Raw genomic sequence first — 16,357 nt, forward strand, 5'->3', positions numbered from 1 at the left:
CGTCCTCCCGTACGTGTGGTTCAAGTGTGGTCCTGCCTGACATGTGGGGGTCGTCGAAGGGGCCGAGGGGGCAGGCCGCACCAGTGGCCCGGCCTGCCCCGTCAGTCCTTCAGGGACGTGTCTCAGGCGACGCCGCGATAGACCGTGAAGGGCTCCTCGACGGTGTCACCCTTGCGGCGCAGGACGTACACGTCGACCGGTGTGCCTTCGGCGATGTTGCCGCTGGCCCAGGACGAGCAGTACGGGGAGTCGTGCCCACGGGTGCTGGCGATGCGGTCGATGGTGCCGTTCCGGTTGATGTCCAGCCAGACTTCGATGCCCCAGCCGTCGGCCGCGTTGTCGCAGGCCCTGATTGCGTCGCCGGGTATGGAACCGGACGGGTCAGGGTTCCACTGACCGTAGCCACCCGGATGGGAGATGGTGACGGTCGATGCCGCCATCGCCTGCCCCTGCATGCCGGTTACGAGGGTGACTCCGCCGAGCACGACCGCTGCCGCTCGGGCGGCCGTAGACCTGAACTTCATGTGCGCCTCCTGTCTGACGGGGCCCGAACAGCGGCCCCGGCTCTCTTGGTTGCGGCACGAACCTATACGGACGAGCGCGCCGACCGCACCCGTGAATTCGCGAACAGCAATGCAAATAGGACATGCGCGTCTTGACGGGAGCGGGGCAGTTCCTCGAGTTCGAAGCGGGCGGAAGTGGTGCAACCGGCAACATCGGACTGGCGCCTAAGTGGCTTGAAGTATTCGGGAAACTCACCCACTCCCCCCTGAGACCGCCCACCGATGCGACATCGATACTGGGCTCTCCGAGCCGAACGGCCCTGCAACCGCTGCCTCCGAAGGAGATGCGGCACTACAGCCAGGCGGCACAGCAGGCCCTCAACCGCTAGCCGAAAACGGCAGGGTTCCGTGCCGGAATCGGATAGCACGGCCACGGCACCCACAGGATCCTGGAATGCGCGCCCGTCGCCAGTGGAGCGGGGAGGGCGACTCGCGCACAGGCAGGTCGTCTGCGCATGCAAAGGGGACGGTCGGGCAGGTGCGCCGCACGGGGTCGGTACGGCACGTGGCGGGAACCGGCTCGGTGAGACTGGCGCGAGGCGCCCGATGCGCAACTGACGGATCGCCAGTTCTCGAGTATGGCCGACACATGGACCGCGGGACGCTTTGACGGGCTGCGGTCCGACACGGCTGGATTTCACGCGCCGCGACCTGCTCGCCCAGCGCGGACGGCCGCGAGCACGGGACCGTCACCATGCCTGCGCTGAGGCTTCACCTCCTTGGGCAGGTGCCCCCGCTATTCACCACGAGTTCTTTGGCGGAACCCCCTCACGGACAGCACGCAAAAACCCTGCGGAGGTATGTCCGAGCACCTCCCAGACCGACGACCTGGCCCCTCCATAACCCCCCGCTGCACCGGCGCCATCTGCCGACTCCGGATACCCGGCGAACACACCCCGCAGGCGGTAGCCGAAGGTACGGGCCGCAGCCGGGCGCGGCGCGCGCCGGTTACGCAGCTGGGTGAGCTGTGGGCTGAGCCCCTGCTGCCCGCAGGACGTCGGCCGTGTCCGGGTGAGGGCCGTTGTCCGCCCAGTCCAGCGGGGATTTGCCTGTGCCCTGGTCTTCGCGGAGGTTGGGGTCGGCACGATGCGCCAACAACTGCCGGACCGTCTCGGTGTGCCCCCAACAGGCGGCTGCGCACAGCGGTGTGCCCTCCGAACCGGGGCCGCTGCTCTCGGTGTCGGGACGAGCCCCGGCTTCCATGAGCAAGCGCGCTATCTCCGCCTCGCCCTGCACTGCGGCCAGGTACAGCGGGGTGGTTCCGTGACTGTCCTGTCTCTCTGGGCTCGCTCCCCTGCGCAACAGGGCCCTCGTGTGCCTGGCGTCACCTGCTAGGACTGCCTCGAAGAGACGGCGGGAGAGCTTCTTCTGTTGGCGTTGCTTCATAACCGGTGAGACTAGCGATCGCCCAAGGGCGCCAAAGCCCTTCGCATCCATTCGTTTCGTTGATCACCGCGACCGGCATGGGGGCTTCGTAGCGGACGGCGAGTCGTCTCTCGTGGCCACGGCTCGGTGCCGCTTCAGGCTGTCGATCCCGCGGTCGACCGGCTGGCGCTGGCGGTAGTCGGCCCCTTGATGAACATGCTCGTCGGCTTCGCCCGGACCGGCCGCACCGGACCGCTTCACTGCAGCATGCCGCTGGCCGACGCCGAGGACCTCCTGGGTCCAGGACGCCCACCCCCCGCCATCCGGATGAGACCGACGTCGACGGCTACCCGCTCACCTGGAGCGGCCTGGAGCTCGTCATCTGGCCCAGCGCGCGAACGTCTGCGCGGCGGTCTCCACACGTGGTCCTGACGACCACGTGCCGCATCGTGAACGTCTCCACCGTGGTGCGGGTAACAGCGCCCCGGCAGGTTGGTACCCGGGAAGCGGCCGTGCCGGAGCCGTTCCGTTCCCGACGTGGCGGCGCCGCCCCGGCATCGTGCCGGCGGGGTTCCAGCGCGCGTCATTCCTTCGTGCTGTCACCGCCGGACCGCTGGCCCGATTGCCCTTCGGCTCCAGTGGCCACCTCAGCACCGGCAGCGGCAGCGGCGCCGTTTTCAACGTGGGCATCGGCGGCGGCTGCGGCCGTGGGCGTCGTCGCCGGTGGCCCCGCCACCACGCGCGCACGGAGGTACCCGACCACGGTGTTGCCCACCGCGACGAGCGGTACAGCCACGACCGCTCCGCCGATCCCCGCCACGATGCCGCCGGTGGCCACGGCCAGGACCACGGCCAGTGGATGGACCCGCACGGCCCGGCCGAGGATGAACGGCTGCAGTACGTGCCCCTCGATCTGCTGGACCACCAGGACGATCACCAGGGCCATCAGCGCGGTGAAAACGCCCTGGGTGACGAGGGCGACGACCACTGCCAGCGCGCCCGAGGCGACGGCGCCGACCAACGGCACGAAGGAAGCCAGGAAGATCACAACGGCGATGGGGACCGCCAGGGGGACATCGAGGAAATAGATGCCCGCGCCGATGAACACGGCGTCGATCAAGGCGACGATCACCGTGCCGCGGACGTACGCGGTGAGGGTGCGCCAGGCGCGCGGGCCGGCGCCCGCCAGGCTCGGCCGAGCCGCGGCAGGGACCAGTTTGAGCGTCCATTCCCAGATGCGCTTGCCGTCGTACAGCAGGAAGAGGGTGGAGAACATCGCAAGGAGCAACCCGGTGATGATCTCCACCAGGACGGTCACGCCTTGCAGGCCGGTTGAGGTGATCTGGCTCGTGCTCGTCCCGATACTGCTGCTCAGCCGGTCGGCGATGTCGTTGATCTGCGCTTCGGTCACGTGCAATGGGCTGTCGACGAGCCATTGCTTCAACTCGCCGATGCCCTCCTGGACGCGTCCGGAGAGGTTGGCCAGGTTGTCGAGCACCTGCCAGACGACAAACCATCCGGCGAGCCCCAGCACCGCGAAACCGCACATCGCGGTCAGCGCGGTAGCCAGCCCCCGCGGCAGGCCGTGCCGTTGCAGCCGTGCCACGGTCGGTTGCAGGAGGGCAGTGATGAGCAGAGCGACGGCGAAGGACAGGACGACCAGGCGCACAGCGCCGATGACGCGCATCAGCACCCACACCGTGGCGGCGAGCACCAGAAGACGCCAGCCCACCTCGGCGGCCACCCGCACGCCCCAGGGCACCGCCATGGCCGCGTCCCGGACCGCGGGCCGGTCGGAGCGCTGCTCGTCGATCTCGATGGCCTCGTCCCACGCCTCGACGTACGCCGCTTCCTGTCGGGCATGGAGTTGCGCCCGGCGCTCACTCAGGCGGGCGACGCCCTCCTTGGCCCGACCGAACCATCCGCGCGGTTCAAGCGTGGGAGGTGGGTTCACTGCGGCTTCCTTCTTCTCACGTCATCGCTGCATGCCGACCATCGGGTCTCGCAAACTTGGGGTTCCCGCCACCGCAGCCGTCCACGGCACTCGTACGCGGCTTCCTCTTCAGCCCTCTGGCACCACGCAGACCGGATGCCCCGGATCGGCCGCCGTACGCCCGCCTCAACGGTGATCACGCCTGCCGGTCCGCCCTCGACCAGCCGACGGCCATGCCGTCCGGTCCGGGCAGCCCATCGGTAGCGTTGGCCGGCACGGCGTCGAGAGCGGCACGACGCAGGCCCCGGGACTTGCCCTTGGAGATGGAGACGCCGGCCCCCACGCTCACCCCGAGCTTGGAGCTGATCTCCCCGCCGCCACATCGATCTTGCCGCCGAACTCGCCGCTGACGCTGCCTGGAGGCGAGGTGTCAGCAGGTGGGTGGGACGAATTCGGGCTGATCGAGCAGGCGCAGCCAGCTTCCATCAGGCTGGCGCCGGACGACCTGTGCCCGCGCGCCGGCCCCGTCCTTCGGAGGAGTCGAGGTGAGGGCGATGTCGCCACTGATCAACGTCGGCAGCGGTTGTTCCTGCTCGAAACGGGGCCGGTTGGCCAGCACCTGCTCCCACAGCGCACGGATCGCCTCCCGGCCCACCGTCCGCTCGCCGGGTGGGTAGGCCATCACTGCGCCTTCTTCGTAGAGTGCGGCGACCCCGGCCGCGTCACCGGCGTTGGATCGTTCGACGAACAAGCGGGTGATGTCCTCGGGCCGCATGGCCTTCTCGTACTCCGGCATGAGATTCCTCCTGACGTCGGGCTTCGACGCTTCCCAGCGTGGCCGCCGACGGGCCAGAACTCCAACAGATGAATCTTCTGCCAACTAGGATTCGCGGTTATGGAGTTGAGGCAGCTGGAATACTTCGTCGCGGTCGCCGAGGAGCAGAGCTTCACCCGGGCAGCCGAGCGGGTGCACATCAGCCAGTCCGGCGTCAGCGCCCAGATCCGCCAGCTGGAACGGGAACTCGGAGCCGAGCTGTTCGACCGGTCGGCCCGCACCGTCGCCCTCACCGTCGCGGGAAAGGCCGCACTCGAACACGCCCGCGCCGCACTCGCCGCCGCGGGGGCGGTCGGCCAGGCGGTGGGCGAGGTGACCGGCCTGATCCGGGGACGACTCGCCGTCGGAATGGTCATCGGCTGCACTCTCACCCCGCTGTTCGACGCCCTCGCCGCGTTCCATCGGGCGCACCCCGGTGTGGAGATCTCGCTGGTGGAGAACAGCTCCGACCGGCTCGTCGAGGGGGTGCGCACGGGCACCATCGACCTGGCACTCGTGGGGGCGGCAAACGCGACCCCCGAGGGGCTGGACGCGCTGACCATCATCAGCGAGCGGCTCGTCGCGGCCGTCCCGGCCCGGCACCCCTTGGCACAGCAGCAGCGAGTCACCCTGCGCGACCTGATCGCCTACCCGATCGTGTGCATGCCCCCCGGCACCGGCCTGCGCACGGCATTCGACCGGGCCTGCGCCACACAGGGCCTCCATCCCACGATCACTCTGCAGGCCAGCGCCGCGGACGCCATTGCCGAACTCGCTTCCCGCGGGCTCGCCGTCGCCGTCCTCAGCGACTCCATGGCCGCGAGCTACCCCGACCGGCTCACCGCCCGCACCATCGATGATGTCGATACACCCGCATTGCTCGCCCTGGTCTGGAAGAACATGCGCAGCCCGGGGATGCGCGAGCTGCTCGTACACAGCCGGCAGGCATTCACCGAAGGGTCCCGGCCCCGATGAACGGGCGGGCGGCCGGATGAGTGGGGGCGGCTCGAGGGGCCGGATAAGGGCCCTCGAGCCGTCCCGGTACTCCTGACGGGCGGGGGTCGGCCGGCAGGAGTACGTCTGTCAGGCGGCGTGGGTCACCTCCGGGTGGGGGTGGCGGGCGAGTTCGAAGGCTGTCGCCCGGCCGAAACCGCGGCGGTCGTGGAGCCGGGCGGTCATGTCGCCCGCCCGGGTGGGGAGAAAGCGTCGGGTCGTGCGCCGGAGAGGAGTTCGTGGCCGCATGCGACGATGCGGGTGAAGGCGGCCGGGTCGCTGATCGACATGTCGTGCGTTCCGCGGACGTGGACCAGCCTCGCGTATCCACCACCGGTGCGGACGGCGCGGACGAACTCCTTCTCCTGGGCCCGGAAGAGTCGGTCGCCGCGGCTGTTGACGAACAGGACGGGCAGTCGGGTGCGGCCTGCCACGTCGCGGAAGTCGCGCCGAGTGAGGTCTTCCACGACCTCGACGAAGGCGTGCATGCTGAGGCCGCCGTCCATGATGGCCCGGTAGCTGTCGGGGGGCAGCCGGCGCCTCAGTGCCCGGTCGTCGAGGCGGGCGGCCCGGGCGGGGCCCAGTCCCCAGATCGCGTGTGCCACGGTGCGGTAGACCCATCCGGTGAGGCGGTCGGGCAGGGCGGTCGCCCCCTGTACGAGGACGGCGGCGGCGAGGTCGGGGTGAGCCGCGCCGTAGGCGAGGGGCGACGTATCCGCCCAGGGACGCGCCGACGACGAGGGGCGGGCGGCCGGTGGCCACGGCGGCCTCCTCGACGGCGAGACCGACGCGCGCGACCGCCTCTTCCAGGCGGAACGGGCGCTCCCGCTGGGTTCCATGTCCGGGTAAGTCAGGAGCCGTGATCCGGAAGCGGGGGGTCAGGCGGCGGGCGTGCGGGTCCCACATCCGGGCGGAGACCCGGATGCCGTGTACGAGGACCAGCGGAATGCCTTTGTCCGGTCCGGCCACCCAGATTCCCGGCCGGCCGACGGCTGGTGTCAGCCCGGTCCCCGGTGCCACCGGTCCCTGAGCGCACATGTATTCCCCCTGCGAGTGTGATGGGCGGCGCCCATGAAAGGGGAGCCCTGGCAACGCAACGTTGCGTTGCAGACTAAGCGAGCTCGCGATCAAACACAACGCCACGTTGCGTTGGAGTAGGCTGACGTCTCATCGATTGGAGGGTGGTTTCCGTGGCGCGGAGGCACGACGGGGAAGGCGGCGGCCCCCGGCGCAAGGCTGAGATCTTCACGGCCACGCTGGACATGCTGGGCAGCCTGGGCTACGACGCCCTGACCATCGAGGGGGTGGCCCAGCGGTCCGGGGTGAACAAGACGACCATCTACCGGTGGTGGGCGTCGAAGTCCGAGCTGCTGCGCGACGCACTGCTGCACTCCCAGATGCTGCGGTTCGAGCTCACCGACACCGGGAGTCTGCGCGGTGACCTGACCACACTCGCAGAACGGGTGCAGGACATGCTGGCCGATGAACACCGGCGCACCGTCGTGGAGGCGGCACTGGTGGGCGCCGTCCGCCATCAGGCGATGCGGGACCTGGTGATCTCCTTCCTCGATGACCGCTTCGGACGGCATCAACCCGTCTTCGAACGCGCGGTGGCCCGCGGCGACCTGCCGCCCGACGCCGATCCGGCGCCGCTGGTGGACGCCATGGCCGGCGCGCTGTGGATGCGCGTCCTGGTCCGCCGGGGAGAGGTGGCCGACACCTATACCCGCGACCTGGTCGACATGCTGATGGACGGGATCACACGGACCGCGAGTCGCTCTTCTTGACCCGCTCCGAGATCTGGCGGAGGTGCGCCAGCACTTCGGCGTACGAGCGGGTCGCGGAGACCTCGTGGTAGGGCAGGCCCACCTCGGCGCAGCGGGCCATCGTCAGCGGCCGGCAGCTCGATCTGGTAATCGAGCCCGCCGAAGAGGACGTCATGGACCGGCAAACTGCGGATGTTGCGGGAGGTCAGGACCTGCTACCCGACCCCGAGGAGCCTACCGAGTGTCCCGCCGGCCGGGCCCGCCGTCCCGTGACCCGCCTGGACGCCCGCACCGGACGGCAGACCCGGCGACCTGTTCCACCGGAAGTCCGAGTGGCTCAGGGAGTGTTCCGTCCAGTGAGGAACGCATGGACGACGGGCAGGGTGAGATCCGTTCGCAGGAATGCATCGAGATGCCCGCAGCCGGGAAGCGACGAGCGAGGTCAGCCGCTCAGGGTGGTGGGCGAGCAAATGCAGACCGATGATGCCGCCCATCGAGGCTCCCCACATGGCTGCACGATCGACGGCGAGCGCGTCCAGGACGGTGAGGACGTCCTCGACCTGACGGCTGATTGCGTAGCTCGCCGCGTCATGCGGTGCGCGGAGTGCCAGGTGGTGCGGTCTCCGAAGAAGCCGTGCAACAGCACCAGCGGTTGTCCACGTCCCAGGCTCTCGAACGCGATCCTCACTCCGTCACTGCCGGTGATCCACACGGTGCGAGCCTGCAGGAGAGCCGCCTGCGCCTGCAATCTGTCATGCCCGTCCCCTTGAAGCAGCCAGCCATGGGCGCACGAGCCCCGGAAACACGCCGTTCCCCGATCCCCCACGGGCGGGCGAAGCCGACAAACGCCGTCGTTGGGGATGACGGTTGCCGGGGCGCGCCAGGCGGGTCGCTCAGGCGTTCACGCCGCAACCGGTGTCGGGCCGGCGCGGGCGGCCCGCTGGCATCGGTCTTCGGTGACGCCGGATACCGCACGGCGTACATCGGCAGGTGGCATCTGGGTGGCACGAACGCCGCGGCGGCTGTCAGCACTGGCTCGCCGGCGATCTCCTGGAGTTCACTTCACACGCGTACCTGACCGTCCTTCGGGACGAATCGGGCCGGCCCGTGAGGTTCGTCGGATACCGCTCGGACGCCCTGTTCGACGAGGCCATCCGCTTCGTCGCCGACCGCTTGCGCGGGAGACTTCCTGGCGACAGCCTCCTTCGCCCACGCACGAAACGGCGTGACCCCCGGACACGGCCAGAACCGCGGCGGATCGTAACGGAGTGGGGGACGGGTCGGGGCGGGGCGGTGCCACATCGGGAACAACACCCCACTTGCATGCCTCGCCTGGCCGGCGTCGCACTGTGTCCCGGTGTGTACGGAGGAGGTCACTTCCCGTCGGTGATGTAGTAGTCGTTCTCGATGTACTCCAAGGTGTAACTGCCCAGGTCCTCCTCGGTGAAGGTGGCGGAGGACCTGACCGCTTCGAGCGGCATCTCGATCTTGTCCAGTGTGCGCACGGAGACGCGCTGGGGGTCGACCGTCGCGGTCTTCAGGGCGTTCTTCTGGGCGGGCGAAATCATCTGGAACACGATCACGTACGTCGACGTGCACGGCCCGAATCCCTGCTCCTCCGCCTTCTTCGCGCCGGGCCCGGCCACTTCGCAGACCGTACCGATGTCCTCGCGCCCCAAGCCGTGGAGGTACTGCTCGTACCGCTGGATCGCACGCTCCTTGGTCTTGGGCGCGGGCCGGCTCCCGGTCACCGCGGGCGACGGCTGCTCGGTTCCGGCAGACGCGGAGGGCGTGCCCGCGGGCGCCTGCGCCGCTGTGGACGCCGGCGGCTGCGAACCCTTCGCGTCAGCGTTGTCCTGCCCCTTGTCCGGGCCGCACCCGCACACCACCAGCGCCACGCATGCCGATACCGCCGCACTCACCATCGTTCGCGACCTCATCAGATCCCTTCCACACCCGACTGCCCGTCAAAAACCGGCCCAGGGTCCACGGGGAAAAGCTTCCGGACCCGCGACCCGCTCCCCCGGTCCTGACGACCGCTGCTGCCAACGGCCTTGGTGCCGACCGCCGCAGGTCTCCCCCGTCCCCTGCCCATCGACGTAGTCAACCACGAGGCCGTCACCGCCCGTTCTGTCCGCCCTGGGCTTCGACAACCGCGACCTCGGGGATATTGCACGCCGGCTGTGCCGCCCACCCGGCGAGGGCACCGCGAAAGCGGAGGACGTACGTGTTGCGGCACGACGACGGCACGGGGGCCCACGGGGCGGTGGCAGATCGCAGGTGGCAGGTGGCAGGTCGCAGGTGGCAGGTGGCAGGTGGCACGCGGTCCCGGTCGGGCCGCGAGCCCCGGGGGCTGAGCGTCTGGCTGGTGGTGCCCATGCGCAGGGGTCAGGTCGATCAGGAGGTTGACCGCCCCGGTCAGTACTCCTCGTCCGGGTAGCCCCAGTGGACCTTCGCCGTCGCACCGGCGGCCACCTCTGCGACGGTCGCCGCGAAGAGCCCTTCGAAGTGTGGCTGCCACAGGTAGAAACGGCTGATCCCGAGCGGGAAGTCGGATTCGCCGGACACGAAGAACGCGCCGTCGTCGTCCACGGCCACCCCCAGGGACACCTGGAGAGCGAGGGATTCCTCGCGCAACAGCTCCTCTAGGGCGCGGACGATATCCAAGGCTTGCGGCTCGTCCCTGACACCGGTGACGGTGAAGGCGAGATCGATGTTGACCGACATGAGTAGAGGGTAGGGGGCGCCGCCGACAACAGCAGACGGCGGTGTGGCCCACGGTGGATGTGAGGGCAGGGCATCCTCGGCATGCCCTGCCGCAGTTGGTCCTCGAGCGCCCACGTTCAGGAACAGGCGTCGAGGAGCCGCCACGCGGTGAGCGCGATCCTGGCACGTGTCAGCCCCGCCGGTTCGGTGAGTTCGATGTCCAGGGTCTTCGCGATCTGTTCGAGGCGGCGGGCGATGCTGCTGTGGTGCAGGTGGAGCACGTCGGCGGCCCGGCGGAGCGACCCGGTGGTGCAGTAGGTGTCCAGCGTCTCCAGATCCTCCGGGTTGCCGGCGATGCGGGCGACGGCCGCCACGTCGGCATTCTCCCGCGCGATCTCCGGGGGCACCTCGGCCAGGAGCGCCAGCGCCCCGAGTTCGGCGTGGCGGACGACGGGTGCGCGCGGGGTCGTGAAGCGCAGGGCGGTGCGTGCCTGCCGCCAGGACCGGTCGGGGCTGTCGGCGGCGCCGATGCCCGCGCGCACGTCCGCCGGGAAGAGGGCCGGGTCCACGAAGGTGGCCAGGATGACGCCGACGTCGGCGAGCGGCGCCGCCTTCACGGTACGGGCCGGGCAGATCAGGCCGCCGATCCGGTCGAGCGGCAGCTGCGACCGCACGGCGACGACGTGGAGGGGCAGTTCGGCAGAGAAGCCCAGGAGCCGTAGCGCCCGGGCTCGGGCCGCGTCGTCGCCGTCCGAGCTGATCGCCAGTTCGACAAGGGCGGGGTCGGCCATGGTCGTGCGGGCCGGGCCGTACCGCTCGGCGACCGCCGCCGCGGCGATGGCGAGCCTGTCGAGGAGCACTTCGTCGAGCGGCTTGGGCCGGCCGGGGCGTTCCAGCCACACCGTGCCGATCTCCTCGTCGTCGAGCGTGATCGGCGTCGCGGTGGACGCGGGTGTCGCGGGCGTGGAGGCGGGCCTGCCGTCGGGCGAGACGCGGGTCGCGCGCCCCGCGCCGTGGAGCCGTATGCCGGCCACGCACTCGGCCAGTCCCGCCGAAGCCCGGGCGAGCGCCGGGAGATCCACCCGTCGGCGCATCAGGGTGTCGTAGAACGCGACGATGCGCATCGCCCCGTCGACATAGGGATCCAGTCCCGACAGCCGAACCGCCAGTGCCTCCATGCCAGAAGGATAGGAGGAGGGGGCGCGCCGACCGGTGCGTGATCGGGGCGGAAGGCGCGACGGATGGCGGATGACCCACCGGGTGACGGCCCGTGAGGATGGTCGCCATGGACCCCGAACTCGAAGCATTCATCCCCTTCCTCCCGCAACTCGACATGAACGAACCGGTGACCGCGCGCAAGGACTTCGCCGAGCGTGCGGCTGCGGCGCCGGCGCCGGACACCTCCGACATGGAGGTCGAGGACCGCACGGTGTCCGGCGATCCGGACGTGGCGGTCCGGGTCTACCGCCCGCACCGGGCACAGGGCGCCGTCGTCTGGCTGCACGGCGGTGGCGGAGTCTTCGGTGATCTGGACACCGAGCATCCGTGGGCCGCCCGGGTCGCGTCCCTCTCCGGGACGGTGGTGGTCTCGGTGGGCTACCGCCTGGCGCCCGAGAACCCGTTCCCCGCCGCCTTGGACGACGCCTACGCCGCACTGGTCTGGACGGCCGAGCACGCCGGCGAACTCGGTGTCGACCCGGCGCGGATCGCGGTCGGCGGTCACAGCGCGGGCGCGAACCTCGCGGCGGCGGTGACGTTGCGGGCGCGTGACGAGCAGGGACCGGCCATCTGCTTCCAACTGCTCAACCAGCCGGGGCTCGACGACCGGCAGGAGACGTGGTCGGCGCGGAACTTCACCGACACACCCTGGTTCGACCGCGGCAAGCTCTCCGCAGCGTGGCGGCACTACCTGGGCTCCCGGCCCGCCACACCGTACGCCGCCCCCGCGCGGGCCGCCGATCTGTCCGGGCTGCCACCGGCCTACATCGCCACCGCGGAGTTCTGTCCGAACCGCGACGAGGGCATCGCCTACGCGCTGCGCCTGATGCAGGCGGCCGTGTCGGTCGAGCTCCACCAGTGGCCCGGCACCTTCCACGGATCGCAGGCACTTCTCTCCGCCGAGGTGTCGCAGCGCCAGAACGCCGAACTCGGCGCCGCTCTGCGCCGCGCCCTGACCCCTTGAGCCGTACACGTCGAAAAGCACGGGGAGCGTCCCCGCCTGCGGCACTCAGTGAGCACGACACGAGAGGACGACTGTCTTGAAGATCCGACTGGCGATGTGCGGAACCATGGCCGCGCTCAGCATCTGCGCGGTCACGGTGGCGGCAGCTCCCGCACCCGGCGAGACGCACACCGTGACGGCCGGCAGCGCGAGCCCGTCGTCACCCTTCCGACCCGCCGAGCTGAAGTCCGCCCTGGACGGTGTGCACCGCGCGGGTGTACCGGGGGTGTACGCAGAGGTGCGCGACGGCGGCCGGACGTGGCGGGGCGCTTCCGGGGTCGCCGACGTCACCACCGGCCGTCCCGTCACGCCCGACATGCGGCAGCGCGTCGGCAGCATCACCAAGACGTTCACGGCCGCCGCGGTCATGCAGCAGGTCGAACAGGGCCGCATCCGCCTCGATGCGCCGATCGGCGACTACCTGCCGCAGCTGGTACCGGGAGAGCGGGGCCGGAAGATCACGGTGCGGATGCTGCTCAACAACACCAGTGGCATCCCCGATTACATCCGGTACGCCTTCCCGTCCCTCCAGACCGGCTCGCCGCAGAGCCTGGACGACAACCGGTTCAGGCAGTTCCGCCCGGCCGAGCTGATCGCGTTGGGCCTGGACGCGCCCCCCACCGGCGAGCCCGGAGGCCCCACCGGCGTGTATTCCAACACCAATTACCTCCTCCTCGGCCAGCTCCTGGAGCACGTGACCGGTACCCCGGCCGAGCAGTACATCACCCGGAACGTCATCCGGCGGGCCGGTCTGCGGCACACGGGGTTCCCGGCCGGGACGCGGATCCAGGGTCCGCACTCACGGATGTACGAGGCACTGTGGGGGCTGCTCGACCCGCCCCGCGACTACAGCGTCTACAACATGTCCTGGACCGGGACGGGAGCCGCCCTGGTGTCGACCACGGACGATCTCAACCGCTTCTACCGCAAGCTGCTCGAGGGTGAGATCGTGAACCCGTCGTCGCTGGAGCAGATGCAGCGCACGGTTCCGGTCATCGCCCTGGACGGATCGACGATCCAGTACGGCCTGGGGCTGCACAAGGTCGACATCTCGGATTGCGGTACCTTCTGGGGCCACGACGGCACGGTCTGGGGGGCCGGAACGATCTCGCTGACCCGCGCCGACGGCAAACGTCAGATGACGGTCGCGGTCAACCTCCAGAGGTGGAACGCGCCGGACCCGTCGGGGAAGCCGCAGCACCACCCCATCGACGACGCGCTGCAGACGCTGTACGGGCAGGCGATGTGCGGCGACGGTCAGGCCGCGCGGCAGTAGCCGTCCGGGGCGAGGTCGCGGCAGCCGCGGAAGGTCTCGCGCCGCCGCCGGTCGTGGGCTGAGCAGCACCAGGGTGTCGCCGAAGTGGTCCATCACCGCCGCCGCCACCACGACCGGCTGCACCCTGGGCCCGCCGGGGCCGGACGGCCGGCATCGGGACCGTGCGCCGCCTGTCACGCGGCAGCTCCTCCATGAGCAGCCGTCATGCCCGACACCGCCGCCCTGCCGTCCGCTTGGCTGTCCGGCCTGCCCGGCCTGCCCGGCCTGCCCGGCTTGGGCAGGCGGTGTGCCGCCGCGCGGCCGGGCGGTGCGGTGTAGATACTGGTTGCTTGCTCGCGAGGAGGCTGCCGACGCTATGGACACTGACTTCGATGCGGCTGTGCTGCGGGCGTTCTTCACGCAATCACCGGTTGGTCTGCACGTGCTGGATCCGGAGCTGCGGATCGTGCGCTTCAACGCTGCCGCACCTCACGTCCCCGGCTTCGACATGAAGGATGCGGTCGGCCGCACCTGGCGCGAGCTGGGGTTCGTCGCGGACGATGTGGAGAGCATGCTGCGCACGGTGCTGGACACCGGTGAGGCGGTCACCGACTTCCGGTACCGCGGCCCTCTGCTCGGCTCGGAAAGCGCGACGAAAGTGCTGTCGATCTCGGCGTTCCGCCTCCAGGACGCCGAGGCGCGCGTGCTGGGGGTGGCGGGCACGGTGGTGGACGTCACCGAGCAGGACCGAGGCGAGCAGCGCCTGCAACTGCTGTACCGGGCCGGTGAGCGGTTCGGCAGCAGCCTGGATGTGTTCCGTACGGCGCAGGAGCTCGCCGACGTCGCCGTGGGCGAGCTGGCCGACGCTGTGTCGGTCGACGTCCTCGATGCGGTACTGCACGGTGACGCGCCCCACCCGGGACCGTTGTTCGACCCGGCCACGGTGCGCCGGGCGGGTTTCCGAGCGGCGGAGACGATCACGGGTGCGCCCGCGAGCGTGGTCGGGGAGGTCAGGGTGATGCCCCGGGGCACCCCGTACGCGCAGGCCCTCAGCGACCTGCGGCCCCGCCTCGTCCGGCGCCTGGCGCCCGGCGACCCGTGGCTGGCCCGACATCCGGAACATGCCGACACGGCGGCCGAGGCGGGTCTGCACTCGCTGATCGCCGTACCGCTGGCCGCGCGGGGCGTGGTCCTCGGCCTGGCGGCCTTCTACCGCGGCGCCGGGTCGCCTCCCTTCGACAACGCCGACCTCGGTGCCGCGACCGATCTGGCGGCCCGGGCCTCAGTGTGTGTCGACAACGCCCGCCGCTACAACCGTGAACGCACGCTCGCCCGGCTCACACAGCACACCTTGGTGCCCGAGCGGCTGCCCTCGCGCACCGCTGCGGAGACCGCGTACGCCTTCCTGCCGGTAGCCGCGAGCGGCGTCTGGTACGACGTCATCCCGTTGTCCGGCGCGCGCATCGCGTTCGTTGCGGGTGACGTGTCCGGTCACGGCATGCGCACCGTGACCACGATGGGACGGCTGCGCACGGCGGTCAGCGCCCTCGCCGGGATCGACCTCGAAGCCGACGAACTCCTCGAACACCTGCACGACCTGACGGAGCAGGTAGCCCGCGAACAACCTCCCGACGAAGACGCCGGCGAAGTGGAGCTGACGGCGACCTGCCTCTATGTGGTCTACGATCCGGTCACCGGCAGCTGCACGATGTCCCGGGCCGGACATCCCGCGCCCGTCCTAACCCTCCCCGACGGCAGTGTCCATGTCATCGAAAGCCCGGCGGGGCCGAGACTGGGGCGCGGCGTGGCCTCGTACGAGTCCACCAGCGTGGACCTGCCCGAGGGCGCCGTCCTGGCCCTCTACAACGCCGGACTCGGTCAGGACGGTGACCCCCTCCCGGCCTTCCGGAACGTGTTCTCCCCAGGCGAGGCCCTCACCGGCCGCCTCCAGGACATGTGCGATGCCTTGATGTCCGCGCTGCTCCCGGACACACCCACCGAGGACGCCCTCATTCTGCTGGCGCGCACCCGCCCCCTGGGGCCGGAGCAGCTGGCCTCCTGGACCCTGCCCAACGAACCAGGGAGCGCCGCTGCGGCCCGCCGCCTGGTCGCTGCCCAGCTCAGCGAATGGGACCTCGAGGACCTCGCGTTCAGCACTCAGCTGATCGCCAGCGAACTGGTGACCAACGCCGTCCGCTACTCGAACGGACCGGCGCACCTACGGCTCATCCATGACCGAACACTGATCTGCGAGGTCTCCGACACCAGCAACGCCGCGCCCCACGTGCGGCATGCCGAGGACGACGACGAAGGCGGCCGCGGCCTCTACCTGATCGCCCACATGGCCCAGCACTGGGGCGCTCGCCGCACCGTGCGCGGCAAAACCATCTGGACCGAACAGATCCTGCCGTGAAACACCACACCCGTGCGGGGCCGGACGGGGCGTACGCATGGCTCGCACCCGACTTCCGGCAAGACCACTGTGTCGGGGAGACCTCGACGAGGACGGCTTGGGCGTCGTGGTTCAGATCGAGGCGCGAAGACGGCCGGCACTGCGTTCACACGGGCTCGGGCGTCCGGATGAGTCACCGTTGTCCCCTGGCGCCACCGGCCCGCCGGGGTCTCGTCCGCCGAGGTGCCGGCAGACGGCAAGCAGCCCGCAGGAAAGCGACACGCGCAGCCGGTCGGATCACTGACGGTGCCACGAGGATCACCACCGCAGACCCTCCGGTAACGTCAAG

At 70.3% G+C, this 16,357-nt stretch carries 15 protein-coding genes and 1 pseudogene; 5 read left to right on the plus strand and 11 right to left on the minus strand.

From position 1 onward, the window contains the following. Positions 1 to 122 precede the first annotated feature (122 nt). From AC07FY_RS23180 to AC07FY_RS23200, 5 genes are all read right to left on the minus strand, one after another. A complete protein-coding gene (locus AC07FY_RS23180; RefSeq protein WP_479009117.1) occupies positions 123 to 524 on the minus strand; it encodes a hypothetical protein in 402 nt (133 codons plus the stop codon). Between the two features lie 987 nt (positions 525 to 1,511). Beyond that, positions 1,512 to 1,949, minus strand: coding sequence for an ankyrin repeat domain-containing protein (locus AC07FY_RS23185; protein WP_479009119.1), 438 nt, complete (start codon positions 1,947 to 1,949; stop codon positions 1,512 to 1,514). A gap of 562 nt (positions 1,950 to 2,511) precedes the next feature. Beyond that, entirely contained in the window at positions 2,512 to 3,882 is a 1,371-nt protein-coding gene (locus AC07FY_RS23190; protein WP_479009121.1) for an AI-2E family transporter, read from the minus strand. 175 nt (positions 3,883 to 4,057) lie between these two features. Next, positions 4,058 to 4,210, minus strand: coding sequence for a hypothetical protein (locus tag AC07FY_RS23195; RefSeq protein WP_479009123.1), 153 nt, complete (start codon positions 4,208 to 4,210; stop codon positions 4,058 to 4,060). Between the two features lie 81 nt (positions 4,211 to 4,291). Next, positions 4,292 to 4,657: a YybH family protein gene (locus tag AC07FY_RS23200; protein ID WP_479009125.1), complete on the minus strand. Its 366-nt coding sequence runs from the start codon at positions 4,655 to 4,657 to the stop codon at positions 4,292 to 4,294. A gap of 99 nt (positions 4,658 to 4,756) precedes the next feature. Here AC07FY_RS23200 and AC07FY_RS23205 point away from each other — a divergent pair, with 99 nt between their 5' ends. Further along, a complete protein-coding gene (locus AC07FY_RS23205; RefSeq protein WP_479009127.1) occupies positions 4,757 to 5,650 on the plus strand; it encodes a LysR family transcriptional regulator in 894 nt (297 codons plus the stop codon). Between the two features lie 369 nt (positions 5,651 to 6,019). On the opposite strand, the pseudogene AC07FY_RS23210 reads toward AC07FY_RS23205, so the two are convergent. Next, positions 6,020 to 6,706, minus strand: a pseudogene (locus AC07FY_RS23210) (alpha/beta hydrolase); the annotation flags it as partial. Between the two features lie 152 nt (positions 6,707 to 6,858). On the opposite strand from AC07FY_RS23210, the gene AC07FY_RS23215 reads away from it, so the two are divergent. Next, positions 6,859 to 7,455, plus strand: coding sequence for a TetR/AcrR family transcriptional regulator (locus tag AC07FY_RS23215; protein WP_479009129.1), 597 nt, complete (start codon positions 6,859 to 6,861; stop codon positions 7,453 to 7,455). Here AC07FY_RS23215 and AC07FY_RS23220 read toward each other — a convergent pair. The 5 genes from AC07FY_RS23220 to AC07FY_RS23240 form a co-directional block, all read right to left on the minus strand. Further along, positions 7,427 to 7,609, minus strand: coding sequence for a hypothetical protein (locus AC07FY_RS23220; RefSeq protein ID WP_479009131.1), 183 nt, complete (start codon positions 7,607 to 7,609; stop codon positions 7,427 to 7,429). The two genes, AC07FY_RS23215 and AC07FY_RS23220, sit on opposite strands and share 29 nt — an antisense overlap. Before the next feature lie 40 nt (positions 7,610 to 7,649). Then, complete coding sequence (locus AC07FY_RS23225; RefSeq protein ID WP_479009412.1) at positions 7,650 to 8,045, minus strand: alpha/beta fold hydrolase; 396 nt, start codon at positions 8,043 to 8,045, stop codon at positions 7,650 to 7,652. 762 nt (positions 8,046 to 8,807) lie between these two features. Further along, the gene (locus tag AC07FY_RS23230) at positions 8,808 to 9,374 is read right to left on the minus strand and encodes a hypothetical protein (RefSeq protein ID WP_479009133.1); all 567 of its coding nucleotides are present in this window, start codon (positions 9,372 to 9,374) and stop codon (positions 8,808 to 8,810) included. Between the two features lie 478 nt (positions 9,375 to 9,852). Then, on the minus strand, positions 9,853 to 10,161 hold the full coding sequence (locus AC07FY_RS23235) for a hypothetical protein (RefSeq protein WP_479009135.1): 309 nt from the start codon (positions 10,159 to 10,161) through the stop codon (positions 9,853 to 9,855). A gap of 116 nt (positions 10,162 to 10,277) precedes the next feature. Next, on the minus strand, positions 10,278 to 11,318 hold the full coding sequence (locus AC07FY_RS23240; protein ID WP_479009137.1) for a helix-turn-helix domain-containing protein: 1,041 nt from the start codon (positions 11,316 to 11,318) through the stop codon (positions 10,278 to 10,280). A 107-nt stretch (positions 11,319 to 11,425) separates the two neighbouring features. Here AC07FY_RS23240 and AC07FY_RS23245 point away from each other — a divergent pair, with 107 nt between their 5' ends. From AC07FY_RS23245 to AC07FY_RS23255, 3 genes are all read left to right on the plus strand, one after another. After that, positions 11,426 to 12,322, plus strand: coding sequence for an alpha/beta hydrolase (locus AC07FY_RS23245; RefSeq protein WP_479009139.1), 897 nt, complete (start codon positions 11,426 to 11,428; stop codon positions 12,320 to 12,322). Positions 12,323 to 12,398: 76 nt separating this feature from the next. Continuing rightward, complete coding sequence (locus AC07FY_RS23250; RefSeq protein ID WP_479009140.1) at positions 12,399 to 13,637, plus strand: serine hydrolase domain-containing protein; 1,239 nt, start codon at positions 12,399 to 12,401, stop codon at positions 13,635 to 13,637. A 355-nt stretch (positions 13,638 to 13,992) separates the two neighbouring features. Beyond that, complete coding sequence (locus tag AC07FY_RS23255) at positions 13,993 to 16,029, plus strand: SpoIIE family protein phosphatase (protein WP_479009142.1); 2,037 nt, start codon at positions 13,993 to 13,995, stop codon at positions 16,027 to 16,029. Positions 16,030 to 16,357: the final 328 nt, after the last annotated feature.

Source organism: Streptomyces sp. NPDC045967 (genome assembly GCF_056430495.1).